This is a genomic window from Sphingomonas sp. M6A6_1c (assembly GCF_053345135.1).
On record NZ_JBKEZO010000002.1, the window covers coordinates 508,814 to 531,206 of the forward strand.

25 protein-coding genes are annotated in these 22,393 nt (G+C 70.1%); 15 read left to right on the forward strand and 10 right to left on the reverse strand.

Annotation, left to right across the window (positions count from 1 at the left end):
* The first annotated feature begins 70 nt into the window (after positions 1–70).
* The gene (locus ACLBWH_RS05510; RefSeq protein ID WP_322848169.1) at positions 71–214 is read left to right on the forward strand and encodes a hypothetical protein; all 144 of its coding nucleotides are present in this window, start codon (positions 71–73) and stop codon (positions 212–214) included.
* A 4-nt stretch (positions 215–218) separates the two neighbouring features.
* Here the strand turns inward: ACLBWH_RS05510 and ACLBWH_RS05515 are convergent, their stop codons facing one another.
* From ACLBWH_RS05515 to lgt, 8 genes are all read right to left on the reverse strand, one after another.
* Positions 219–2,021: an aminopeptidase P family protein gene (locus ACLBWH_RS05515; RefSeq protein ID WP_447797334.1), complete on the reverse strand. Its 1,803-nt coding sequence runs from the start codon at positions 2,019–2,021 to the stop codon at positions 219–221.
* A gap of 74 nt (positions 2,022–2,095) precedes the next feature.
* Entirely contained in the window at positions 2,096–2,611 is a 516-nt protein-coding gene (locus ACLBWH_RS05520; protein ID WP_447797336.1) for a phosphoribosyltransferase, read from the reverse strand.
* Positions 2,611–3,624 (reverse strand): adenosine deaminase, encoded by a 1,014-nt coding sequence (locus tag ACLBWH_RS05525; RefSeq protein ID WP_447797337.1) that lies wholly within the window; start codon positions 3,622–3,624, stop codon positions 2,611–2,613. Before ACLBWH_RS05525 ends, ACLBWH_RS05520 begins: the two co-directional genes overlap by 1 nt.
* 262 nt (positions 3,625–3,886) lie before the next feature.
* Positions 3,887–5,212: a cystathionine gamma-synthase family protein gene (locus ACLBWH_RS05530; RefSeq protein WP_322848165.1), complete on the reverse strand. Its 1,326-nt coding sequence runs from the start codon at positions 5,210–5,212 to the stop codon at positions 3,887–3,889.
* Positions 5,213–5,442: 230 nt separating this feature from the next.
* On the reverse strand, positions 5,443–6,216 hold the full coding sequence (gene pgeF, locus ACLBWH_RS05535) for a peptidoglycan editing factor PgeF (RefSeq protein ID WP_447797339.1): 774 nt from the start codon (positions 6,214–6,216) through the stop codon (positions 5,443–5,445).
* The gene (locus tag ACLBWH_RS05540; RefSeq protein WP_447797341.1) at positions 6,213–6,722 is read right to left on the reverse strand and encodes an N-acetyltransferase family protein; all 510 of its coding nucleotides are present in this window, start codon (positions 6,720–6,722) and stop codon (positions 6,213–6,215) included. The genes pgeF and ACLBWH_RS05540 overlap by 4 nt, the downstream gene beginning before the upstream one ends.
* On the reverse strand, positions 6,719–7,705 hold the full coding sequence (locus ACLBWH_RS05545; protein WP_447797497.1) for a class I SAM-dependent methyltransferase: 987 nt from the start codon (positions 7,703–7,705) through the stop codon (positions 6,719–6,721). The genes ACLBWH_RS05540 and ACLBWH_RS05545 overlap by 4 nt, the downstream gene beginning before the upstream one ends.
* 251 nt (positions 7,706–7,956) lie before the next feature.
* Positions 7,957–8,865, reverse strand: a complete 909-nt coding sequence (gene lgt / locus ACLBWH_RS05550; RefSeq protein ID WP_322848162.1) for a prolipoprotein diacylglyceryl transferase — start codon at positions 8,863–8,865, stop codon at positions 7,957–7,959.
* Positions 8,866–8,930: 65 nt separating this feature from the next.
* Here lgt and ACLBWH_RS05555 point away from each other — a divergent pair, with 65 nt between their 5' ends.
* Positions 8,931–10,616: a class I adenylate-forming enzyme family protein gene (locus tag ACLBWH_RS05555; RefSeq protein WP_447797343.1), complete on the forward strand. Its 1,686-nt coding sequence runs from the start codon at positions 8,931–8,933 to the stop codon at positions 10,614–10,616.
* Between the two features lie 8 nt (positions 10,617–10,624).
* On the opposite strand, the gene ACLBWH_RS05560 is transcribed toward ACLBWH_RS05555, so the two are convergent.
* On the reverse strand, positions 10,625–11,698 hold the full coding sequence (locus ACLBWH_RS05560) for a DUF3667 domain-containing protein (RefSeq protein ID WP_447797345.1): 1,074 nt from the start codon (positions 11,696–11,698) through the stop codon (positions 10,625–10,627).
* Positions 11,699–11,759: 61 nt separating this feature from the next.
* Here ACLBWH_RS05560 and ACLBWH_RS05565 point away from each other — a divergent pair, with 61 nt between their 5' ends.
* The 12 genes from ACLBWH_RS05565 (at position 11,760) to ACLBWH_RS05620 (ending at position 20,745) form a co-directional block, all read left to right on the forward strand.
* Positions 11,760–13,016 carry a glutamate-5-semialdehyde dehydrogenase gene (locus ACLBWH_RS05565; protein WP_447797346.1) on the forward strand — a complete coding sequence of 419 codons (1,257 nt, stop codon included), beginning with the start codon at positions 11,760–11,762 and terminating at the stop codon, positions 13,014–13,016.
* A 39-nt stretch (positions 13,017–13,055) separates the two neighbouring features.
* Positions 13,056–13,316 (forward strand): CopG family ribbon-helix-helix protein, encoded by a 261-nt coding sequence (locus ACLBWH_RS05570; protein WP_447797347.1) that lies wholly within the window; start codon positions 13,056–13,058, stop codon positions 13,314–13,316.
* A complete protein-coding gene (locus ACLBWH_RS05575; RefSeq protein ID WP_322848157.1) occupies positions 13,307–13,546 on the forward strand; it encodes a type II toxin-antitoxin system RelE/ParE family toxin in 240 nt (79 codons plus the stop codon). The genes ACLBWH_RS05570 and ACLBWH_RS05575 overlap by 10 nt, the downstream gene beginning before the upstream one ends.
* Before the next feature lie 25 nt (positions 13,547–13,571).
* Positions 13,572–14,207, forward strand: a complete 636-nt coding sequence (locus ACLBWH_RS05580; RefSeq protein WP_322848156.1) for a nicotinate-nucleotide adenylyltransferase — start codon at positions 13,572–13,574, stop codon at positions 14,205–14,207.
* Positions 14,208–14,265: 58 nt separating this feature from the next.
* On the forward strand, positions 14,266–14,622 hold the full coding sequence (gene rsfS, locus ACLBWH_RS05585) for a ribosome silencing factor (protein ID WP_322848155.1): 357 nt from the start codon (positions 14,266–14,268) through the stop codon (positions 14,620–14,622).
* A gap of 1 nt (position 14,623) precedes the next feature.
* A complete protein-coding gene (locus ACLBWH_RS05590) occupies positions 14,624–15,046 on the forward strand; it encodes a 23S rRNA (pseudouridine(1915)-N(3))-methyltransferase RlmH (RefSeq protein ID WP_447797499.1) in 423 nt (140 codons plus the stop codon).
* Positions 15,046–16,299 carry a murein hydrolase activator EnvC family protein gene (locus ACLBWH_RS05595; RefSeq protein ID WP_447797349.1) on the forward strand — a complete coding sequence of 418 codons (1,254 nt, stop codon included), beginning with the start codon at positions 15,046–15,048 and terminating at the stop codon, positions 16,297–16,299. The genes ACLBWH_RS05590 and ACLBWH_RS05595 overlap by 1 nt, the downstream gene beginning before the upstream one ends.
* 99 nt (positions 16,300–16,398) lie before the next feature.
* Entirely contained in the window at positions 16,399–17,757 is a 1,359-nt protein-coding gene (locus ACLBWH_RS05600; RefSeq protein WP_322848153.1) for a S41 family peptidase, read from the forward strand.
* A complete protein-coding gene (locus tag ACLBWH_RS05605; RefSeq protein ID WP_447797350.1) occupies positions 17,754–18,236 on the forward strand; it encodes a disulfide bond formation protein B in 483 nt (160 codons plus the stop codon). The genes ACLBWH_RS05600 and ACLBWH_RS05605 overlap by 4 nt, the downstream gene beginning before the upstream one ends.
* Positions 18,233–18,799, forward strand: coding sequence for a demethoxyubiquinone hydroxylase family protein (locus ACLBWH_RS05610; protein ID WP_416222379.1), 567 nt, complete (start codon positions 18,233–18,235; stop codon positions 18,797–18,799). The genes ACLBWH_RS05605 and ACLBWH_RS05610 overlap by 4 nt, the downstream gene beginning before the upstream one ends.
* A gap of 11 nt (positions 18,800–18,810) precedes the next feature.
* A complete protein-coding gene (locus tag ACLBWH_RS05615) occupies positions 18,811–19,293 on the forward strand; it encodes a hypothetical protein (RefSeq protein WP_322848151.1) in 483 nt (160 codons plus the stop codon).
* A gap of 42 nt (positions 19,294–19,335) precedes the next feature.
* Positions 19,336–20,745 carry a hypothetical protein gene (locus ACLBWH_RS05620; RefSeq protein WP_447797352.1) on the forward strand — a complete coding sequence of 470 codons (1,410 nt, stop codon included), beginning with the start codon at positions 19,336–19,338 and terminating at the stop codon, positions 20,743–20,745.
* Here the strand turns inward: ACLBWH_RS05620 and ACLBWH_RS05625 are convergent.
* Positions 20,736–21,368, reverse strand: coding sequence for a DedA family protein (locus ACLBWH_RS05625; protein ID WP_447797354.1), 633 nt, complete (start codon positions 21,366–21,368; stop codon positions 20,736–20,738). The genes ACLBWH_RS05620 and ACLBWH_RS05625 overlap by 10 nt on opposite strands.
* Positions 21,369–21,443: 75 nt before the next feature.
* Here ACLBWH_RS05625 and ACLBWH_RS05630 point away from each other — a divergent pair, with 75 nt between their 5' ends.
* Positions 21,444–22,238, forward strand: a complete 795-nt coding sequence (locus tag ACLBWH_RS05630; RefSeq protein ID WP_447797356.1) for an aldo/keto reductase — start codon at positions 21,444–21,446, stop codon at positions 22,236–22,238.
* Positions 22,239–22,393 lie beyond the last annotated feature (155 nt).

Genomic DNA, 22,393 nt, shown 5'->3' on the forward strand with positions numbered 1-22,393 from the left:
GGCGAGGTGCGCCTAGAGACGACCCGGAACGCATTGTCAAGCGCTTGTCGTCGCGGCTAGGCAGATCGGCATGGCGGACAAGGACGAACGGGCGCAGCGGCTGGCGGCGCAATTGCGGGCGAACCTGCACCGGCGCAAGGCGCAGGCGCGCGCCGCGGCGCAAACCGCGCCTGCCGCCGATGCCCCGGAAAAACCCACGCAGCCCGACGAATAGCCGCTCAGCCGATCGGCGCGCATTTCGCCGCGAGCCAGCCGCGGTCGTCCGCGTCCAGCTCCGGGCCGATGCGGGCGAGCACCTCGGCATGGTAGACGTCGAGCCACTCGCGCTCGTCGCGAGTCAGCAGCGCCGAGTCGATCAGCGTCCGCTCGATCGGTGCGAAGGTGAGCGTCTCGAAGCCGAGCATGCGGCGATCGGGGTCGCCGCCGGCGATCTCCACCGGGATGACGAGCAGCAGATTCTCGATGCGGATGCCGTATTCGCCCGCCTTGTAATAGCCCGGCTCGTTCGAGAGCATCATGCCCGCGCGCAGCGGCTCGAGCGAGGCGCCGCCGGGGTAATTGGGCGCGGCGATCCGCTGCGGACCCTCGTGGACCGCGAGATAGCTGCCGATGCCGTGACCGGTGCCATGGCCGAAATCGAGCCCCGCCTCCCACAACGGCCGGCGCGCGAAGCCGTCGATCTGCGCGCCGCAGGTGCCGTCGGGGAAGATCGCGGTGGCGATCGCGATATGGCCCTTGAGCACGCGGGTGAAGCGGTCGCGCATCTCGGGCGTCGGCGCGCCGATCGGCATGACGCGGGTGACGTCGGTGGTGCCGTCGCGATACTGGCCGCCCGAATCGATCAGGAACAGCTCGCCGCTGCGGATCGGTGCGTTCGACTCCTCGGTAACATGATAATGCGGGCTGGCGCCATGCGCGCCGGTCGCCGAGATCGTGTCGAACGACGTGTCGAGCAGCAGGCCGGTCTCCGCGCGCAAGGCGAACAGGCGGGCGGCGGCGGAGAGTTCGGTCTCGCCGCCCTTGGGACATTCGGCCTCGACCCAGCGCAGGAAACGGGTGAGCGCGGCGCCGTCGCGGAGCGAGGCGGCGCGGTGGCCGGCGACCTCGACGGGGTTCTTGCGCGCCTTGGCGAGGACGACGGGATCGCGCAGCGGCAGCACCTTGGCGCCCGCCGCGCCGAGCGCGTCGAAGATCGCGGCGACGGCGCGTTCGGGATCCGCGGCGACGCGCTTGCCGGCATAGTCGCCCAGCGCCGCGGCGAAGGCGTCGCGATCGTGCAGGCGGACGGCGTTGCCGAGATGCTGGCGGACCGCATCGTCGATCTTGCCGGGCGCGACGAACAGGTCGGTGGTGCCGTCGCTGCCGACGATCGCATAGGACAGGGTCACCGGCGTGTGCGCGACGTCGCCGCCGCGGACGTTGAGCGTCCAGGCGATCGAATCGAGCGCGGTGAGCACGACCGCGTCGGCGCGCTGTTCGGCCAGCCAGTCGGCGATGCCGGCGCGTTTGGCGGCGGAGGATTCGCCGGCATAAGCGTCGTCGTGCGGGGTCAGCGGCGCGGGCGAGGGGGCAGGGCGGTCATGCCACACCGCGTCGATCGGATTGGCCTCGACCGGGACGAGCGCCGCGCCGCGGTCGGCGAGCGCGGCGGCGGTGTCCTTGACCCAGCCGCTGGTGTGCAGCCACGGATCGTAGCCGATCCGCGCGCCGTCATCGACATTGGCGGCGAGCCAGCCGGCGACGCTCTCCTGCGGCACCGGGACATAGGCCCAGTCGTCGCCGGACACCTGCTCGCGCACCTGCAACGTATAGCGGCCGTCGGTGAAGATCGCGGCGCGGTCGGCGAGCACCACCGCGCTGCCCGCCGAGCCGCCGAAGCCGGTCAGCCAGCCGAGCCGCTGCGCATAGGCGCCGACATATTCGCTCATATGCTCGTCGGTGAGCGGCACGACGAAGCCGTCGAGGCCGATGCGGGCGAGTTCGGCGCGGAGCGCGGCGAGGCGGGCGTTATGGGGCGTCATGGGTCTGTCCATAGGTTGGGGCATCTGGCCCTCCGCTGAAACGGCAAGGGGCGGCTGGGCGCGGCGAGCAGCGCTCAGGCGATCCGGTCGGGGACCTCGGCGGCATCGTCGGCGAGCGACTGCTGCGGCGCGACCGCTTCCCACGGGAAGACGAACCAGTCCTTGGTGTCGCGCCGGTCGATCGTGCGGGCGGCGTAATCGACGCACTCGGCCGAGCTGACATTGTCGATCAGCGTCGCGAAGCGCAGCACCGCCGCGGTCGCGCCGGCGTTCGCCAGCGTCGTGCGGATATGGCCGATCGTCCGGCCCGAATCGTTGATGTCGTCGACGAACAGCAGTTTCTCGCCGGCGCGTGTGCGTTCGGCGAGGCGGACCAGCGGCGCTTCGGCGAAATCCTCGACCTGGCTCGAATAATCGACCGAGAGCATCGGCAGGCCGGTGGCGTGGCTGAGATACACCGCCGGGGCGAGGCCGCCGCGGCCGATACCGATGATGAAATCGGGCGTCCAGCCGCCGTCGCGCACCGCGCCGGCGAGCGTATGGACCGCGGCGACGAACTCGTCATGCGGGATATGGGTGAAGACCGGCATCACTGCGCCGCCACATAAGCGTCGAGCGTGGCGAGATGCGCCGCCACCGTCTCGTCGGGCAGGAAGGAGCCGAGGAAGCTGTTGCGTGCGAGCAGCGCGAGGTCGGCGCGGCTGAGGGCGCGTGCCTCCGCGGCGGCCTGGTAATTGGCGGCGACATAGCCGCCGAAATAGGCGGGATCGTCCGAATTGATCGTCGCGCGCAGCCCCTCGCGCAGCATGCGGTCGATGGGATGATCGGCCATCGCGTCGACGACGCAGAGCTTGAGGTTGGACAGCGGGCAGACGGTGAGCGTCATGCCGGTGCGCGCCAGCCGTGCGGTGAGCACCGGGTCCTCGAGGCTGCGGTTGCCGTGGTCGAGCCGGTCGATGCCGAGCACGTCGAGCGCCTGATAGACATAGTCGGGTGGCCCCTCCTCGCCGGCATGCGCCACCAGCCGCAGCCCGGCGGCGCGCGCCGCGGTGAAGACGCGGGCGAATTTCTCGGGCGGGTGGCCGAGTTCGGACGAATCGAGCCCGACCGCGGCGATCCGGTCGAGCCACGGCTGCGCCGCCGCCAGCGTCGCGAAGGCGTCCGCCTCGTCGAGATGGCGCAGGAAGCAGAGGATCAGCGCCACGCTCATGCCATGGCGCGCCCCGGCGTCGGCGATGCCGTCGAGCAGGCCGGTGATCACCGTCTCGAACGCCACGCCGCGGGCGAGATGCGTCTGCGGATCGAACATGATCTCCGCATGGACGACCCCGTCGGCGGCGGCGCGGTCGAAATAGGCGATCGCGAGGTCGCGGAAATCCTCGCGCGTCAGCAGGACGTTGGCGCCCTGATAATAGATGTCGAGGAAGTCCTGCAGGCGGGTGAAGCTGTAGGCGGCGCGCACCTCCTCGACGCTGGCGAAGGGGATGGCGACGCCGTTGCGCTGCGCCAGCGCGAACATCAGTTCGGGTTCGAGGCTGCCCTCGATATGCAGGTGCAGCTCCGCCTTGGGCAGGCCGGTGATGAAGGTGGCGAGATCGGGCATCCGCTTATCATCGTGACATTGCCGCATCGGGGCAAGGCGGGTTCGGGAAGTCGAAATGGGAGATTCGCGCGAAGACGCGAAGGGGTTGCGCGCGCCGCGGGCGTGGCCCGTTCCCTCTTGGACGGAGAAAGTGAGGAAGCCTGGCGCAACCTCTTCGCGTCTTCGCGCCTTCGCGTGATTCCATTTTTGCGCAGAGGCGCAGAGAGCGCGCGCCCTCTGCGTCCTCTGCGCGCACCACTCTACGCGCCGCCGCGCGCGCCGGTCAGATCGCCGCGAGCGCCTGATCGAAGTCGGCGATCAGATCGTCGGCATCCTCGACGCCGATCGAGATGCGCACCAGATTGTCGGTGATGCCCAGCGCCGCCTTGCGCTCCTCTGGCACCGACAGATGCGTCATCGCCGCCGGGTGGCTGGCGAGCGTCTCGGTGCCGCCGAGCGACACCGCGAGCTTGGCGATGCGCAGCGCGTCGAGGAAGCGGAACGCCTCCGCCTCGCCGCCCTTGACGATCAGCGAGAAGGTCGAGCCCGCGCCGGTGCAATGGCGGGCGTAGATATCGGCCTGGCGCTCCATCCCCGGCGTGTCGGGCAGGAAGCCGAGATAGCCGACGCGCTCGACCTTGGGATGGTCGCGCAGGAAGGCGCAGACCTTGACCGCATTCTCGCCGGCGCGGCTCATCCGCAATTCCAGCGTTTCGAGGCTGCGCAGCAGCATCCACGCGGTATGCGGATCGCAGATCGTGCCGATCGTGTTGCGCATCGAGCGGATCGTGTTGATGTGCGCCTTGCTGCCGAGCACGCCGCCGGCGACGAGGTCGCTATGCCCGCCGGCATATTTGGTCAGGCTGTAGACGACGATATCGGCGCCGTGGCGCAGCGGCTGCTGCCACAATGGGCCGAGGAAGGTGTTGTCGATCGCGATCGGCGGCTTTTCGTCGGCATCGGCGAAGATCGCGTCGCGGCTCGCCGCCACCGCCTCGATATCGACCAGCGCGTTGGTCGGGTTGGCGGGGCTTTCGAGGTAGATCAGCGCGACATGGCCGGTCTTCGCCTCGGTCATCACCGCGTCGATCTCCTCGCGCGTCGCGCCGGCCGGGAAGTCGAGCCACTTGACCCCGAACTTGCCGAGGATGCGGCCGATCAGCGTCTCGGTCGCCGCATAGAGCGGGCCCGAATGGACGATCGTGTCGCCCGGCTTGGTCATCGCGAGGAACAGGGTGGCGATCGCCGACATGCCGCTGGAGAAAGCGAGCGCGTCCTCCGCTTCCTCCCAGATGCCGAGCCGGTCCTCGAGAATCTCCTGGTTCGGGCCGTTGAAGCGCGAATAGACCAGGCCGTCGGCGCCGCCCGGCCGCTTGCCGGTGACGCCCTCGAAATGGCGCTTGCCCGCGGCGGCATTGGGGAAGACGAAGGTCGAGGTGAGGAAGATCGGCGGCTTGAGCGCGCCTTCCGACAGCGCCGGGTCGAAACCGTGGCCCATCATCATCGTCGAGGGGCGCAGCTTGCGGTCGCCGATCTTCTCGACGCCGATATCGCTCGCGGCCGGGCTCTGGGTGCCGCCGGCGCCGGTCAGTTCTGCTTCGTCGGGCATGGTCTTCTCCTTGATGACCGGAGCATAGCCGCGGATCGTAACGGATGACACCAGTTTGCGGTTGGCGGTGAGGGATGGCGGGTGGCCGCCCCCCAGTTCGTTATCGCGACGAAAGTCGGGACCCATGGCACGGTGTCGCCGACGGTGGCGCGTATCATTGGCCGCCCGCAACCATGGGTCCCGGCGTTCGCCGGGATGACGACGGGGGGTGGGCGAGGGCATTAGAAACGTTACCCCAATCCGATCACGCTGATCTGCCGTCCGTAATCCGCCTCGCCGCGATGCGTCGCGCGGCGGAAGCTGTAGAAACGGTCGGCATCGGCATAAGTGTCGAGCCCCAGCGCCTCGATCCGCGTCACCCCTGCGGCCGCGAGCCGGTGCGCGACATAGGCTTCGAGATCGAACTGGTGATGGCTCGCGCGCCCATCGGCGAAGAAGCGCTCGTTCGCCGCATCCGCTGCGGCGAAAATGCGCAGGAAGCCGTCGTCCACCTCATAGGAGGCGCGCGCGATGCACGGCCCGATCGCGGCGACGATCCGCTCGCGCCGCGCGCCCAGCGACTCCATCGCCGCCAGCGTCGCGTCGGTGACGCCGCCGAGCGCGCCCTTCCACCCGGCATGCGCCGCGCCGACGACGCCCGCGTCGCGATCGGCGAACAGCACCGGCGCGCAATCCGCGGTGAGGATGCCGAGCAGCAGACCCGGCCGGTCGGTGACCAGCGCATCCGCCCGCGGTCGCGCGTCGTCCGCATAAGGCGCGGTGACGACCACCGCCTCGGCGGAGTGGATCTGGTAGAGGCCGAGCAGCGCCGCATCCGGCAGCACCGCGGCACCGGCGCGGCGGCGGTTCTCGGCGACCGCGGCGGGATCGTCGGCCGAGCCCAACCCGACGTTGAGCCCGGCGACCACCCCCTCCGACACGCCGCCGCGCCGGCCGAGGAAGCCGTGGGGCACGCCGTCGAAGCGCCGCGCCCGGATCGTCTCGACGCTCACCTCGACGCTCACAGCGCCAGCCGCATCAGATGATCCTCGTCGGCATGGTTGCCGACCATGAAGGTGTAGACGCCGATCTCCTCGAAGCCATAGCGTTCGTAGAAGCGCCGCGCGCGATGGTTGTCGACATAGACCGACAGGAACAGCTCGCCCGCCCCGCGTGCCCGCGCGGTGGCGATCACCCAATCCATCATCCGTGCCGCCAGCCCGCTGCCCTGCTGCGATCCGCGCAGGTACAATTGGCGCAGCTCGATCATCGCGCCGGCGGGCGTCACCGGCAACGAATGCGGCCCCAATTTGGCGAACCCCACCGCCGCGCCATCGTCCTCGGCGAGCAGGAAGGCGAAGGCGGGATCGGCCAGCTCCGCACGCCACCGCTCCACCGTCAGCGCATCGAGGAAGCTCGCGAGATCGGCGGGATCGTAGAGCGGGCCGAAGGTCGCGGTGAAGCAATCCGCCATCAGCGCGGCGATCGCCTCGGCATCGGCAACCGTGGGGTTGCGCAGCGTCGCGGTCATGCGCCGAACGCCGCCGGCGTCGGCCAGTCGTGGTGCGTCACCGCCAGCGCCTTGAACAGCATCCCCATCTCTCCCATCAACCGCGCGCGATCGGCGAGGATCGCCTCGGTCCGCTCCGGCGCATGGCGCGCGAGCGCGGTGGCGCGCCCATCGATGCCGAGCCCGCCCAACAGGTCGCGCTGCGTCACCGGCCTCCAGGCGACCGCGCCTGCCGCCTGCGCGGCGGCGGCGAGCGTGGTGAAGTCGACATGCGCGGACAGGTCGTTGTCGCCCGGCGTCTCGAACGGATTGGCGAAGCCGTGGCCGCGCACCGCCTGCAACGTCTCGCCGAGCGCCGGCCCCTCGTAACCGTAATCGACCGCGAGCATCGCGCCGCCCTGCGCGGCGATGCGGCGGCCGAGCGCCTGCATCACCGCAACGCTCGCCGGCGAAATCTCCAGCACCGATCCGGCGGGGGCGTCGCGCAACGGCTCGGGCAGCAGCTCGACCGGCACGGCCTTGCCCGCGATCGGCAGGAACAACGTGTCCTGACAGGCGACGAGCCGTTCGTGCCACCCCTCTCCGCGACGAACGAGCTGGCGGATCGGCAGCGCGTCGAAGAATTCGTTGGCGACGACGAGCAGCGCGGCGTCGGTGGGCAGCGTCTCGACGCCGTCGTGCCAGGTCGCGCCCGGTACGCGCTCGGTCTGCGCGGCGCGCAGCACCGGACTGGTCTCGACGAAATGTACCGCGGGGACGAGGCCCGCCTTGGCCATCGCGCGCAAGGCGTCGGCGGCGAGCGTGCCGCGACCGGGGCCGAGCTCGACCCAGGCGACCTCCGGCCGGCCGGCGCGGTCCCACAGATCGGCGCACCACAGGCCGATCAGCTCGCCGAACATCTGGCTGATCTCGGGCGCGGTGACGAAATCGCCGCGCGGGCCGAACGGATCGCGGGTCGCGTAATAATGCGCGTTGGCGGCGGCCATGAACTGCGACACCGGCATCGGCCCGGCAAGGGTGATGGCGCGCGCGAGACGGTCGGGGAGGGGGGCTTCGGTCACCCGCCCGAAATGACGGCGGGGGCGGGACGGCGCAAGGGTTTAGGGGGGGCGATCCCCCCAAACCCCATCGTCATCCCGGCGAACGCCGGGACCCATGGTCGCGAGCGGTCGATGGTACGTGCCAACGCCCGTTGCACCGTATCCATGGGTTCCGGCTTTCGCCGGAATGACGAGGGAAGGAAGGGGTGACGGGCCTACGCCACGCTTTGCGTCCCCGCGATCGGCTCCACCCGCGTCCGCCGCTTGGGCGCGGTCAGCACCAGATACAGGCCGCCGACGATCATCGGCATGCACAGCCACTGGCCCATATGGATATGCGTCGCCTCGATGAACGAGCCGCGGAACTGCGCATCGGGCTCGCGGAAGAATTCGACGATGAACCGCGCGACGCCATAGCCGAGCACGAAGAGGCCGACGAGCTTGCCCGGCTGGTAGCGCGCCTTGGTCCGCCAGAAGGCGAACCACAGGATCGCGAACAGCACGATCCCCTCCAGCCCCGCCTCGTAGAGCTGGCTCGGGTGGCGCGCCGGTTCGGGCACGTCGAACGGCACGGTCCGCTCGAACACGATCGCCCAGGGAACGTCGGCGGGCTTGCCCCACAATTCGCCGTTCACGAAATTCGCCAGCCGGCCGAAGAACAGCCCGAAAGGTACGACGCAGGCGATGTAATCGTGGACCCGCAGCCAATCGAGCTTGTGCTTGCGCGCGAACAGGATGATCCCGATCGACGTGCCGATCACCCCGCCGTGGAAGCTCATCCCGCCGTCCCACAACCGCAGGATGCGGATCGGGTGGAGCAGCATCTCGGGCGCGTAGAACAGCACATAGCCGATCCGCCCGCCGAGGATGATGCCGAGCGTCGCGTAGAAGACGAGGTCGTCGGCATGGCGCCGCGCCATCGGCGCGCCGGGCTGGGCGAGCAGCTTGAGCAGATACCACCAGCCGACCAGGATGCCCGCGATATAGGCGAGGCTGTACCAGCGCAGTGTGAAGAAGCCGATCGAGAAGATGTCGGGGTGCAGCCCCAGATCGGCGAAATGGATGTGGCCGCCGCCCGCCGGGACGGCGGTGGGGGCGGCAGCGGCGAGCAACGGCAGGATCAAGGCTTTCCCCCAGGGTTTGGCGTCTGCATAGTGGGCCAAAGGCACAAGACCAAGCGGAGAGAGATATGAGGACGACGCTCGACGAGCGCATGGACGCGACCATGGCGGCGCTGACCGCGCCCGGCGGCATGCTGCCGCTCGGCACCACGCAGCGCGACGGGCGCGACTATCCGATCATCACCGCCGCGCCGCCCTCGCTCCCTTATTATTTTGCCCATTATTGTCAGGAACATGCTGACAAGACCTTTCTGGTGTCCGGGGCCGAGCGGCTGACCTTCGCGCAGGTCCATGCGGTCGCCACCGGCGTCGCGCAGGCGCTGGTCGCCGACCACGGCATCGCCCGCGGCGACCGCGTCGGCATCGCGATGCGCAACTCACCGGCGTGGATCGTGCTCTACATGGGCGTGGTGATGGCGGGCGGCGTCGCCACCCTGCTCAACGGCTGGTGGCAGGCGGAGGAGCTGGCGGCGGCGATTCGCGAGGTGGATTGCGCCTTGGTCTTCGCCGATGCGCCGCGGGCGAAGCGGCTCGGCGGCGTCGACGCGCCGGTGGTCACGATCGACGACACGCTGCCGCTCGCCCAGGCGCTCGCCGCGGTGACCGCCGCCGGCCAGCCCGACATGCCGCTTCCGGCGGTCGCCGCGGAGGATCATGCGACGATCCTGTTCACCTCGGGCTCGACCGGCCAGTCGAAGGGGGCGCTGTGCGACCATCGCAGCGTCATCCAGGGCGTCTTCAACTATCTCGCGCAGGCGCTCACCATGCTCGGCATCGCCGCGCAGGACGGCAACGCGCCGACCGAACAGCCCTCGACGTTGCTGACGCTGCCGCTGTTCCACGTCACCGCCGAGGTGCCGGTGCTGCTGCAGAGCTTCGCGATGGGGCGCAAATTGGTGCTCATGCCCAAATGGGACGCAGGCGAGGCGATGCGGCTGATCGCGCAGGAGCGGATCAGCTATTTCGTCGGCGTGCCGCTGATGAGCTTCGAGATCCTGACCCATCCCGATCGCGCGCATTACGATCTGTCGACCGTCACCGATTTCGCCGCCGGCGGCGCGCCGCGGCCGGTGGAGCATGTGCGGCGGATCGATGCCGAGATGGGCGGCGGTGCGCCGCTGATCGGCTATGGCCTCACCGAAACCAATGCGGTCGGCACCGGCAATTGGCGGACCAATTATCTCGCCAAGCCCAATAGCGCCGGCCGCGCCTCGCCGCCGCTGGTCGATCTCGCCATCCTCGACGATGCCGGCGTTTCGGTGCCGCAGGGCGCGCGCGGCGAGGTCGCGATCCGCTCGATCTGCAATTTCCTGGGCTATTGGAACCGGCCCGAGGCGACCGCGGCCTGCATGACCGCCGACGGCTATTTCCGCACCGGCGACATCGGTTATCTCGACGCGGACGGCTATCTGTTCATCGTCGACCGCAAAAAGGACATCATCATCCGCGGCGGCGAGAATATCTCGTGCCATGAGGTCGAGGCGGCGCTCTACTCGCATCCCGCGGTGGCGGAGGCGGCGGTGTTCGGCCTGCCCGACGCGCGCTTCGACGAGGTGCCCGGCGCGGTCGTCCAGCCGCGCGACGGCGAGACGCTGACCGAGGGCGCGCTGCAGGCGTTCCTCGCCGACCATATCGCCGCCTTCAAGGTGCCGACGCGCATCTGGATCGCCGACGCGCCGCTGCCGCGGCTGGGCACGGAAAAGATCGACAAGGTCGCGCTGCGCGAGACGTATCGGGCGCTGGCGGCGACCTGAGCGGCCGCTCAGTCGGTCAGCCCATGCATCAGCAGCAGCGCGACGAAGGTCAGCAACGCCGCCCAGGCGAAGACGAGCAGCGCGGCGGTCCGCCACAGCGCCGACAGCGTGCGCAGCGTATAGGCGCCGCGTAGCTGGCGGTACATGTGCAGCGGCGGCAGCGCGAAGACCGCCAGCACGATCCAGCCGCTGCCTAGACCTGCGACGCCGAGCAGCATCAGCGCGATCACCATCAGCATCATGAAGGCGAGGCTGTAGGTGACGAAGATCGCATGGTCGTACAGGCCGAACCGCCGCCGCCAGAGGAACAGCAGCGCGACGAACGGCGTCGAGATCGGGATCAGCAGCCAGCTGTATTTGTACGCGCTCGATTGCAGCTTGTAGAGCGCGAGCCCCGGGTTCTTGCTCGCCTTCTGCAATCCGTGGTCGAGTTTTTCCCATCCCGTCTTCGCATTGGTCAGCGCGAGGGGGATGTCGCCGGTTCCGCCGCCGTCGACGCGCCTGAGCGCGGCGATCGCGGTGCGCAGCGAGGCGATGTCCTTGTCGACCTGCGCCGTCGGCCGGCCCGCGGCGACCAGCTGCGCGCGCTGCGCCTCCGCCCTGTCGAGCCCCTGCTGCGCCTTCTCGGCTCCGCGCGCCAGGCCGACGACGTTGCTGTTCATCCGCTCGGGCGTGACCAGTTCAGCGATGTCGCCGCCGAGCGCGCTGATCGCCGCGAACATCAGGAAGACGGTGAACAGGAACAGCGCGAGCGGCGAGACGAAGCGGGCGCGCTCGCCGGCGACGTAGCGGCGGGTGAGGTCGCCGGGCCGCCACAGCAGCATCGGCAGCGTCCGCCAGATCTTGCCCTCGAAATGGAAGACGCCGTGCGCGATCTCGTGGCCGATCGCGCCGACGCTGCGGTGGACATGGCCGCTCTGGCCGCAGGCGTGGCAATGCGCGCCGATCAGCCGCGTCCCGCAATTGAGGCACAGGTCGCCGGCATGCCCGTGCCCCGCGCCGTCCCCCGCATGCGGCTCGACCGCCCGTGCCCCGAGCGCCCCGGTGATGAGGTCGCCTGCTGCTGTGATATCCCCCGACATGGCATGGACGTAGCAAGAGTGCGATCGTGGCGCGAGGGGGCAGTTCGTGGTAACGAACCTGATGGCCGACGCAGAGAATCCGACCGAATTGATCGCCGAGATGGGCCGCCGCGCCCGCCGTGCCGCCGCCGCGCTCGCCGGCATGCCGACCGCGACCAAGGCCGCCGCATTGCGCGCCGCCGCCGCGGCGCTGCGCGATGCCGAAGCGCCGATCCTCGCCGCCAACGCGCGCGACATGGCGGCGGGCGCGGCGCGCGGGCTGTCGGCCGCGCTGCTCGACCGGTTGCAGCTCGACGCGGGCCGGATCGCCGGCATGGCCGCGGGGGTCGAGGCGGTGGCGGCGCTCGCCGATCCCGTCGGGCAGGTGATCGACCGCGCCGAACGCCCCAACGGCCTGCAGCTCAGCCGCGTGCGCGTGCCGATCGGGGTGATCGGCATCATCTACGAATCGCGGCCCAACGTCACCGCCGACGCGGCGGCGCTGTGCGTGATGGCGGGCAATGCCGCGATCCTGCGCGGCGGGTCGGAGGCGGTGCACAGCAACCGCGCGATCCATGCGGCGCTGGCGGCGGGCTTCGCCGCGGCGGGGCTGCCGGCGGATGCGGCGCAACTGGTGCCGACCACCGATCGCGCCGCGGTCGGCGCGATGCTGGCGGCGGACGGCGTCATCGATCTCGTCGTGCCGCGCGGCGGCAAGAGCCTCGTCGCGCGCGTCCAGGCGGAGGCGCGGGTGCCGGTGCTCGCGCATCTCGACGGCATCAACCACGTCTATGTCGACGGCTCCGCCGATGCCGCGATGGCGCGGGCGATCGTCGTCAACGCCAAGATGCGGCGCACCGGCATCTGCGGGTCGATGGAGACGCTGCTGATCGACCGTGCCTTCGCCGCGCCCGACGCGCTCGTCCACGCGCTGGCCGACGCCGGCTGTGCGGTCCGCGGCGATGCCGATATCGTCGCGGCGACCGGCGTCGCGCCGGCCACCGCGGAGGATTGGGACACCGAATATCTCGACGCGATCGCCTCGGTCGCGCTGGTCGACGGCGTCGAGGGCGCGATGGCGCATATCGCACGGCACGGTTCGCACCATACCGACGCGATCGTCGCGGCGGACGAGGCGGTGGCGGAGCGTTTCCTCGCCGGCGTCGACAGCGCGATCGTGCTGTGGAACGCCTCGACCCAATTCGCCGACGGCGGCGAATTCGGCCTCGGCGCGGAGATCGGCATCGCCACCGGCCGCCTCCACGCCCGCGGGCCGGTCGCGCTGGAGGGGCTGACGACGTACAAATGGATCGGGCGGGGGACGGGGCAGGTGCGCTGACGAGTTGAGAACCGGTCGCGCCGCGCCTATACTCGCGGCATGGCCAGCCTTCTGCCGATCACAACCGAAGTCGATGCCGATACGATGGCGCTGGTCGACAGCGTCGCGCTTCGCCGTGGTATGAGCAGCCGTGAATTCGCGGCCCAGGCAATCCGCCGTGCGGCGGAGAGCGACGCGGATTTCGACTCCTTCATTCGGGCCGGCATCGACTCGCTTGATCGCGGCGAAGGCGTGCCGCACGAACAGGTCATGGCCGAACTTGATGCGATGATCGCCAAGCATCGGGACCGATGCGGATAATCTGGTCGCCGCTCGCGCGCGACGATTTGGCGACGATCAACGGTTGGCTCACGCGCGAGGCGTCCCCGGCGGTCGCGTTGCGGATGCTCATCGCGATCCGCGACCGGGCGCGTTTCCTCGAGAATTTTCCCCTGAGCGGGCGGCCACATCGTCATGGCCATCGAATCCTGCGTATTTTCGACACGCCTTATTTGCTGCGTTACCGTATCCGCGACGAGCGGTCGCAGTGATCCGCGATCATCATGAGCGGGAAGATTGGCAAATCGAATTTTGACCCCCACCGGCATTCTCGGCGGGTCGTTCAACCCCGCGCATCGCGGACATCGCGCGATCACGCTCGCCGCGATCCGCGCGCTCGATCTCGACGAGACGTGGTGGCTGGTGTCGCCGGGCAACCCGCTGAAGGACGGGGCCGGCGACATGGCGCCGCTTGCGATGCGGCTCGCCTCGGCGAAGCGGCAGGCGCGCCGCGCGCCGATCCGCGCCACCGATATCGAGTCGCGGCTGCACACCCGCTATACGCTGGATACGCTGCGCAAATTGCAACGTCGCTACCCGCACCGGCAGTTCATCTGGCTGATGGGCGGGGACAATCTAGTGCAATTCCATCGCTGGCGCGGCTGGCGTGAGATCGCGCGTACGATGCCGATTGCGGTGATCGCGCGTCCGGGGTATGAGCGGGCCGCCCGGGCGAGCGTCGCCATGGGTTGGCTGCGGCGCTTCCAACGGCCCGCAAGCCACGCGAAGCATTGGACGATGTGGAGATTGCCGGCACTCGTGCTGTTGCGCTTCCGCCCCGACCCTACCTCCGCTACCGCGGCCCGTGCGGCCGATCCCGACTGGCACCGGCGCCACCCGGCCCAGCAACCCAGGAGTCCCCTTGGCGACTAACCCCCAAGCCGTGCGTCCGGCCGATCCGGCCGAAGTCGAGGCTCTGCACCGGCTGATCATGGCGTCCCTCGAAGACGATCAGGCCGAGGAAGTGATCACCATCCCGCTCGCCGGCAAATCGACGATCGCCGATCATATGGTGATCGCCAGCGGCCGTTCGACGCGCCAGGTCGCCTCGATGGCGAACAAGCTCGCCGAGAAGATCAAGGCCGAGTTCCGGCGCAGCGTGCGGATCGAGGGTCTGCAGACCGCCGACTGGGTGCTGATCGATGCGAACGACGTCATCGTCCACCTCTTCCGGCCCGAAGTGCGCACCTTCTACAATCTGGAGCGGATGTGGCAGTTCGGCGATACCGTGTCGTCGTCGCTGAAACCGCTGCCCGTCCCCCCCGCCTCGTCGACGCCAGAGGCCTGACATCCTTCTGCACGTCGTGGCGCGCGGACGGATCGGGCGCTCGCCCGAGGCCGATCTGGTGGCGCGCTACCTCAAGCGGATCGTCTGGCCGACGCGCGTCACCGAGCTGCCCGACACCGGCGGCAAGCTGCCCGCGCTCGAACCGCAGACGATCCGCGTCCTGCTCGACGAAAAGGGCGAAGTGCTGGGGTCGCTGGATTTCGCGCGCCGGCTGGAGCGCTGGCGCGACACCGGCACGCGCGAGGTACGCTTCCTGATCGGCGCGGCGGACGGGTTCGGCGATGCCGAGCGCGCCGAGGCCGATCTGCTGCTGTCGTTCGGCCGTGCGACCTGGCCGCACATGCTGGCGCGGGCGATGCTGGCGGAACAATTGTTCCGCGCGACGTCGATCCTCGCGGGGCATCCGTACCACCGGGAGGGGTGATGGCGGGCGTATCGCTCTCACCCTCACGTGCCCGCTTCGGCGACTTCTCCCTTTCCAGTCGGCAGAGGGGACGAGCCTCGCAGCCGCGAAGCGGAGAGGGCAGGGGAATCGCATTCTGCCTCGCGCTGCTCGCGCTCGCGCTTCCCGCCCACAGCCAGACCCTCCCCGATCAACGCCAGCGCCTCGCCGCCGCCCGGCGCGACGCGACGCTCGCCGCGCGCCGCGCCGACGATCTCGCCCGCGACGCCGCCGCCGAGCGCGACGCCGCCGACAAGGCGCGCGCCGAGGAGGCCGCGCTCACCGCCCGTGTCGCCGCCGCCGAAGCGAACCTCGCCGCCGCCCGCGCGCGGCAGGCGATCGTCGCGCATCTGCTCGCCGACCAGCAGGGCCGGCTCGCCGCGCAGCAGCAGCCCGTCGCGCGGCTGCTCGCCGCACTGACCGCACTTGCCCGCCGACCGACGCTGGTGGCGATCGCCCAGCCCGGATCGGTCGACGATCTCGTCCATGTCCGCGCGGTGCTCGGCGGCGCGCTGCCGGTGGTGCGCGCGCGCACCGATGCGGTGCGACAGGCGATCGCACGCACCCGCGCGTTGCAGGCCGACGCGGCGCTCGCCGCCACCGCGCTGCGCGACGGCCGGGTGCGGCTCGAAGCGGATCGCACCGCGCTCGCGCGCCTCGAGGCGACGCACCGCCAACGCAGCCAAACGCTCGGCCGCACCGCGATGAGCGAATCGGACCGCGCGCTGGCGCTCGGCGAGCGCGCCCGCGATCTCGTCGATTCGCTCGGCGCGGGCGATGTGGCGCGGGCGCGCGCCGCCGATCTCGCCGCTCTGCCGGGGCCGCTGCCGCGCCCGCTCGCACCGGGCAGCGTCGCGCCGGCGCGCGTCCGCGGCGTCTATCGCCTGCCGGTGCGCGGCCGGCTCGTCACCGGGCTCGACGAGATTTCCAACGCCGGCGTCCGCGCCCGCGGCCTGACCTTCGCCGTCGCCCCCGACGCGCTCGTGGTCGCGCCGGCGGGCGGCATCGTCCGTTACGCCCGCGCCTTCCGCGGTTATCGCGGCATCGTCATCATCGATCATGGCGATGGCTGGACCAGCCTCATCACCGGGCTCCGTGCGTTGCGGGTCCGCGCCGGCCAGCGCGTCGCCGTGGGCATGCCGCTCGGCTGCGCCGCCGCTGGCGAGGAGCCGCAGGTTACCGTCGAACTGCGCCGCCGCGGCCGGCCGATGGACATCGCCGGCCTGCTTGGCTGAGCCGTCCGCCAAGTCAGCCTGCGTTCAGCCGCGCTGCGCTTTGCTCCGGCCCGAGAATGCGGCTAAACGAGCCCTGTCTCTCCGCCTTCAGGATGTTCGATGGCCCGTCCGCTACTTACCGCGACTGCACTCCTCGGCTCGCTGTCCCTCATCCCGCTTGCGACGCAGGCGATGGCCGCGGTCGACACCGATACCTATCGCGAATTCGATCAGTTCCTCGACGTGTTCAACCGGATCAAGTCGGATTATGTCGACAAGGTCGACGACCAGAAGCTGATCAAGGGCGCGATCCAGGGCATGCTCGCCAGCCTCGATCCGCATTCGAGCTACGTCGACGCGCTCGATTATGACAATCTGCGCATCCAGACCGAGGGCAATTACGGCGGCCTCGGCCTCACCGTCCAGATGGAGGACGGCGCGGTCAAGGTCGTAGCGCCGCAGGAGGACGCGCCTGCGCAGCGCGCCGGGGTCAAGTCGGGCGATTACATCACCCATATCGACGGCAAGCTGATCTACGGCGAGACGCTCGACGAGGCGGTCGGTCTGATGCGCGGCAAGCCGGGCACCAAGATCAGCCTGACGCTCGTCCGCCCCGGCCAGGACAAGCCGGTCGAGGTGACGATGAACCGCGAGGTGATCACCCAGAAACCGGTGAAATGGGAGGTCCGCGGCGACGTCGGCTACGTCAATATCAACACCTTCTCGGAAAGCACCGGCGCCGACACCCGCGCCGCGATCATGGCGATCGACAAGAGCCTCGGCCATCGCCCGCTCGGCTATGTCGTCGACCTGCGCGACAATGGCGGCGGGCTGCTGACGCAGGCGATCGCGGTCAGCGACGCCTTCCTCGACCATGGCGAGATCGTCTCACAGCGCGGGCGCGAGAAGACCGATATCGAGCGCTATTTTGCCAAGCCCGGCGACGACGCGCACGGCCTGCCCGTCGTCGTGCTGACCAACCCCGGCACCGCCTCCGCCTCGGAGATCGTCGCCGGCGCGTTGCAGGACCATCACCGCGCGCTCGTGATGGGCGAGCGCAGCTTCGGCAAGGGCTCGGTGCAGACGCTGCTCCAGCTCGGGCCGCAGACCGCGCTGCGCCTCACCACCGCGCGTTATTACACCCCGTCGGGACGCAGCGTGCAGGAGGGCGGGATCGAGCCCGACATCAAGGTGCCGCAGATCAGCGACCCCGACTTCAAGTCGCGCCCGGTGTTCCGCGAGGCCGATCTGCGCCGCCATCTGATCAACGAGGTCAAGGCCGACAACAAGATCCTCGAGGAGGACACCAAGGACGATCCGCGCTTCGCGATGACCGCCGACCAGCTCAAGAAGCAGGGGATCGACGACTTCCAGCTCTATTACGCGCTGAAGACGGTGGCGCGGCTCGGCGGCGCGGCGCAGGTCGCCGCGGCGACCAAGCCCCGCCCGATCCCGGCGGCGACGCCGCAGCCGAAATGACCCGTCACGCGCGCCTCGCCCGCTGGATCGCGCTGCTGCTGCCCGCGGCGCTGCTCGCCGGCGCCTGGGGCTCGCAGCTCGTCGGCCATCTCTACCCGTGCGAGATGTGCCATTGGCAGCGCTGGCCGCATTATGCCGCGCTGCCCTTCGCGCTGCTCGCCTTCGTCGTCCCGCAGCGGAGCATCGCCAACGCCTTCGTCATCCTGGCTGCCTTGCTGATCGCGGTGTCGGGCGCGATCGGCGTCGCGCATGCCGGGGTCGAATATCATTGGTGGAACGGCTTCACCGCCTGCACGCAGACCGTCGACCTGCGCGGGCTGGGACCCGACGAGCGGCTGGCGGCGTTGATGAAGGCGCCGGTGATCCGCTGCGACGTCGCGCAATGGCGCCTGGCCGGCATTTCGCTCGCCGGCTTCAACGCGATCCTTTCGCTGGGCGGTGCCGGGCTTATCTTGTGGCTGATGAGGAAAGCGCGATGATGGCAGAGACGGCGACCCCGCAGCCCGCCCGCCGGTGGAAGCCCGGCGACCGGCGCGAACCGACCGAGGCGATGATCCGCGTCGATCAGGCCGGCGAATTCGGCGCGATCCGCATCTATGCGGGGCAGCTCGCGGTGTTCGGCGACCGCCATCCCGCAAGCCGCGCGATCCACCATATGGCGAGCCAGGAGGAGCGGCACCGCGCCTTCTTCGACGATCTGATCGTCAGGCGCGGCGTCCGCCCGACGCTGTTCCAGCCGTTGTGGGACAAAGCGGGGTTCGCGCTCGGCGCGATCACCGCGGCGATCGGCCCCAATGCCGCGATGGCCTGCACCGCGGCGGTGGAGACCGAGATCGACAAACATTATCAGGATCAGCTCGACGAACTCGGCACGACCGAACCCGAACTCTCCGCCGCGATCCTGGATTTCCAGGCGGAGGAACTGGAACATCGCGACCACGCGCTGGCCAACGGTGCCGAAAATGCGATCGCCTATCCGGTGCTGAGCGGGCTGATCCGGCTCGGCTGCAAGGTGGCGATCGCGGCGGCGAAACGGATTTGAGAGGAAGACCGATGCGTATCTTGATCGCGACCGCGCTGATGCTGGCCGCCGGCCCGGCGCTGGCGCAGCAGGCCGCGCCCGGTGCGGCGCGGATCACGCCGACCCCGGCCGGCCCCGCCGCCGCCAAGCCGGTGGTGATCGCCACGCCGGGCGAGGTCGCCAAGCGCGCGCCGGTCAACGGCGTCCTCGTCCTCTACGGCAACGAACGCTGCCCGACCAACAACGACGGGCAGGAGATCGTGATCTGCGAACGGCGCAGCGCGCGCGAGCAATATCGCGTGCCCAAGGAGCTGCGCGAATTCCAGGTGACGCCGCAGAACGAAAGCTGGGCGGCACGCGCGCAGGGCACGCTCGACGCCGGCGTCGGCGTCAACGGCACGGGCAGTTGCTCGACCGTCGGCGCGAGCGGCCAGACCGGCTGCTTCCTCCAGAGCGCCCGCGCCGCACGCAAGGAGAATCAGGCGCGCAAGGCCGAAGAGGCGCGCGTTCCCTGATGCCCGGCCGGCCGCAGCGCTAACCGGGCCTCACGCCGACCCATGCGCGACCTCCGCATCGTCCTGTTCGCGCTCGTCTGGTTTAGTTGCGCCTGGTTCGGCTCGTGGGAACTCAACCCCAATAATGCGACGCGGATGTTCGCCGCGATCAGCCTGGTCGAGGACGGCGACGCGACGATCGACCAGTTCGCCCCGCTGACGATCGACAAGGCGAGCTTCGACGGGCACGCCTATCTCGACAAGGCGCCGGGCATGACGTTGATGGCGCTGCCCGCGGTGTGGATCGCCGATGCGGCGACCGGGGTGCGCGCGTCGCGGTTCGGCACCGCCCCCGCCGGCCCCGATTTCGAACGCTACCTCCGGCTGCGCACGCGCATCGCCGCCGCGACCGGCCCGGCGCTGCTCACCGCGCTCGCCGCGGTGCTGCTGTTCGATCTCGCCGCCGCGCTGACCGGCAGCGCCGCCGCGGGCCTGTTCGCCGCGTTGGGCTATGCGCTGGGAACGCCGGTCTGGGGCTGGTCGACGACCCTGCTCGGCCATGCCGTCGTCGCCGATTGCTATGCCATCGCATTCTGGTCGATCTGGCGCGGCAGCCGGCCCGGCGCGCGCGGGGCGGGCGCGGCGGCGCTCGCCGGCGCGGCGCTCGGCTGGGCGGTGGTGGTCGAGCATCAGGCGGTGCTCGCCGCGCTGCCGATCGCCGGCTGGGCGCTGTGGCGATTGCGCGAGCGACCCGATCGCCTGCGCCTCGCCGCCATCGCCGTCGCCGCCGGGCTGATCGCGCTGCTCCCCCTCGCGCTCTACAATCTCGTCGCGTTCGGCACGCCGTTCCGCGTCGGCTATTCGGGCGTGGTCGGCTGGGAGGGGATGCATCAGGGGCTGTTCGGGCTCGGCTGGCCGCGGCTGCGCGTGATGCGCGCGGTGCTGTTCGGCTTCCAGGTCGGGCTGATCTGGGTCGCGCCGGTGCTGCTGCTGGCGCCGCTCGGCCTGTGGTATTGGCTCCGCCGTCCGCCGCTGCGGCCGGTGGCGCTCGCCGCGATCGCGACCGCGCTGATCGTGCTGCTGGTCAATGCGGCCTATATCTATTGGGACGGCGGCAACACCACCGGTCCGCGCTTCCTGATCCCGGCGGTCGCGCCGCTCGCGCTCGGCCTGGCGGCGGAGTGGATGCGCGCCGGCGGCCGCGGCGAGCGGATCGCGATGAGCGTCCTGCTCGGCCTCTCGATCGCGATCAACGCGGTGATCGCCGCCGCCGAGATCTTCGCGCCACCGCTCGTCGCCTTCCCGGTCTGGCAATGGGTCGGCCGGGCCTTCGCCCATGGCTATTTGCGTACGGTGCCGAGCGAATGGTCCGGCTGGAGCGCCTGGAGCGGCTTCACCCTCTGGGCGCTGCTCGCGCTGCCGGCGCTGGCCTGGCTTGCATGGCGGGTGCGCCGCCCTGCGGCTCAGGGGTGACGCTTCAGTCCGCGCACGCGGTGCCAGATGTAGAAGGCGACCAAGGCGATCAGGACGATGCCGATCAGCAGATCGGCCTGGTGGAAGGCAGCCTTGACGCGCGGGTCGCTGTTCCATTTGTCGCCGAGCTTCATGCCGACCCAGGCGAGGCCGAAGCACCACGGCCATGAACCGAGGAAGGTATAGACATGGAACGGCACCAGCCGCATCCGCGCGACGCCGGCGGGGAAGGCGATGAAGCTGCGGATCACCGGCAGCAGCCGGCCGATCAGCACCGCGAGGCTGCCCCAGCGCGCGAAGAAGCGATCGGCGGCGTCGAGCTCGCCCGGTCCGATCAGCACGTAGCGACCCCAGCGTTCCGCCATCGGCCGCCCGCCGCGCTTGCCGACCTCATAGCCGACGATCGAGCCGATGTTGCAGCCGATCGCCCCCGCGGTCGCGGCGAGGATCAGGTCGAACTGCCCGGTGGAGACCAGATAGCCGGCGAACGGCATGATGATCTCGGAGGGGAGCGGGATGCACGCGCTTTCGATCGCCATCAGGATCGCGATGCCGACATAGCCGCCGCTGGAGATCACCCAGATGGTGAAGGTGGCGAGAACGCCCAGGATTTTCTCGAACATGGGGCCGGGACTTGGCGGATCGCGGCGCGCAAGGGAAGGGGGAACCGGGCGGCGGCCCCATGCGCTCGTGCCATTATGGATGATCTCACCTTCAACGACGGCCGCACGATGCCGCGGCTCGGGCTCGGCACCTGGAAACTCCCCGACCCGCAGGCGCCGTTGGTGGTGCGCCGCGCGCTCGACCTCGGCTATCGGCTGATCGACACCGCCGCGATCTACGGCAACGAGCGCGGCGTCGGCGAGGGCGTGCACGGCAGCGAGGCGTTCCTCACCACCAAATTGTGGAACGACCGGCAAAGCGATCCCGCCGCGGCGCTCGACGAGAGCCTCGCGTTGCTCGGGGTCGATGCGGTCGATCTGTACCTCATCCACTGGCCGGCGCCGGGGCAGGGAGAATATGTCGATGCGTGGAAGGCGCTCGTCGGCTTGCGCGACGCGGGCAAGACGCGCTCGATCGGCGTGTCCAACTTCCTGCCCGAGCATCTCGACGCGATCATCGCCGCGACCGGCGTGACGCCGGTGCTCAACCAGATCGAGCTGCATCCCTATCACCAGCGCCGCGACGAGCGCGCCTATCACGACGCGCACGGCATCGTGACGCAATCGTGGAGCCCGCTCGGTCAGGGCGGCGACCTGTTGCGCGACGCGGCCATCGTGCGGGTGGCGGAGAAACACAGCCGCTCGCCGGCGCAGGTGGTGATCGCCTGGCACCTCGCCCACGGCCTGTCGGTGATCCCCAAGGCGGCGGACGCCGACCATATGAGCGACAATTTCGCCGCGCTCGACCTGACGCTGGACGAGGACGACGTCGCGGCGATCGACGCGCTGGAAACCGGCGCGCGCATGGGGCAGGACGCGCGGGCGATGTGATCCCAATTCCTCCCCCGCCAGGGGGAGGGGGACCGTTCGGCGCCAGCCGAATGGTGGAGGGGGAGGACAGGGCGGAGCGGTGTTGCAAGGCTCCCGCCCTGTCCTCCCCTCCGTCACCGCTTCGCGGCGCCACCTCCCCCTGGCGGGGGAGGAAT

What these genes read in the sequence shown, in the direction of transcription:
- ACLBWH_RS05515 (WP_447797334.1), bottom strand. Translation starts at nt 2,021, where the DNA reads ATGACGCCCCATAACGCCCGCCTCGCCGCGCTCCGCGCCGAACTCGCC.
- ACLBWH_RS05575 (WP_322848157.1), top strand. Translation starts at nt 13,307, where the DNA reads ATGCGGATAATCTGGTCGCCGCTCGCGCGCGACGATTTGGCGACGATC.
- ACLBWH_RS05560 (WP_447797345.1), bottom strand. Translation starts at nt 11,698, where the DNA reads ATGTCGGGGGATATCACAGCAGCAGGCGACCTCATCACCGGGGCGCTC.
- ACLBWH_RS05555 (WP_447797343.1), top strand. Translation starts at nt 8,931, where the DNA reads ATGAGGACGACGCTCGACGAGCGCATGGACGCGACCATGGCGGCGCTG.
- ACLBWH_RS05600 (WP_322848153.1), top strand. Translation starts at nt 16,399, where the DNA reads ATGGCCCGTCCGCTACTTACCGCGACTGCACTCCTCGGCTCGCTGTCC.
- ACLBWH_RS05595 (WP_447797349.1), top strand. Translation starts at nt 15,046, where the DNA reads ATGGCGGGCGTATCGCTCTCACCCTCACGTGCCCGCTTCGGCGACTTC.
- ACLBWH_RS05620 (WP_447797352.1), top strand. Translation starts at nt 19,336, where the DNA reads ATGCGCGACCTCCGCATCGTCCTGTTCGCGCTCGTCTGGTTTAGTTGC.
- ACLBWH_RS05605 (WP_447797350.1), top strand. Translation starts at nt 17,754, where the DNA reads ATGACCCGTCACGCGCGCCTCGCCCGCTGGATCGCGCTGCTGCTGCCC.
- ACLBWH_RS05530 (WP_322848165.1), bottom strand. Translation starts at nt 5,212, where the DNA reads ATGCCCGACGAAGCAGAACTGACCGGCGCCGGCGGCACCCAGAGCCCG.
- ACLBWH_RS05610 (WP_416222379.1), top strand. Translation starts at nt 18,233, where the DNA reads ATGATGGCAGAGACGGCGACCCCGCAGCCCGCCCGCCGGTGGAAGCCC.
- ACLBWH_RS05625 (WP_447797354.1), bottom strand. Translation starts at nt 21,368, where the DNA reads ATGTTCGAGAAAATCCTGGGCGTTCTCGCCACCTTCACCATCTGGGTG.
- ACLBWH_RS05540 (WP_447797341.1), bottom strand. Translation starts at nt 6,722, where the DNA reads ATGACCGCGACGCTGCGCAACCCCACGGTTGCCGATGCCGAGGCGATC.
- ACLBWH_RS05565 (WP_447797346.1), top strand. Translation starts at nt 11,760, where the DNA reads ATGGCCGACGCAGAGAATCCGACCGAATTGATCGCCGAGATGGGCCGC.
- rsfS (WP_322848155.1), top strand. Translation starts at nt 14,266, where the DNA reads ATGGCGTCCCTCGAAGACGATCAGGCCGAGGAAGTGATCACCATCCCG.
- ACLBWH_RS05630 (WP_447797356.1), top strand. Translation starts at nt 21,444, where the DNA reads ATGGATGATCTCACCTTCAACGACGGCCGCACGATGCCGCGGCTCGGG.
- ACLBWH_RS05520 (WP_447797336.1), bottom strand. Translation starts at nt 2,611, where the DNA reads ATGCCGGTCTTCACCCATATCCCGCATGACGAGTTCGTCGCCGCGGTC.
- ACLBWH_RS05545 (WP_447797497.1), bottom strand. Translation starts at nt 7,705, where the DNA reads ATGCCGGTGTCGCAGTTCATGGCCGCCGCCAACGCGCATTATTACGCG.
- ACLBWH_RS05510 (WP_322848169.1), top strand. Translation starts at nt 71, where the DNA reads ATGGCGGACAAGGACGAACGGGCGCAGCGGCTGGCGGCGCAATTGCGG.
- ACLBWH_RS05570 (WP_447797347.1), top strand. Translation starts at nt 13,056, where the DNA reads ATGGCCAGCCTTCTGCCGATCACAACCGAAGTCGATGCCGATACGATG.
- ACLBWH_RS05615 (WP_322848151.1), top strand. Translation starts at nt 18,811, where the DNA reads ATGCGTATCTTGATCGCGACCGCGCTGATGCTGGCCGCCGGCCCGGCG.
- ACLBWH_RS05525 (WP_447797337.1), bottom strand. Translation starts at nt 3,624, where the DNA reads ATGCCCGATCTCGCCACCTTCATCACCGGCCTGCCCAAGGCGGAGCTG.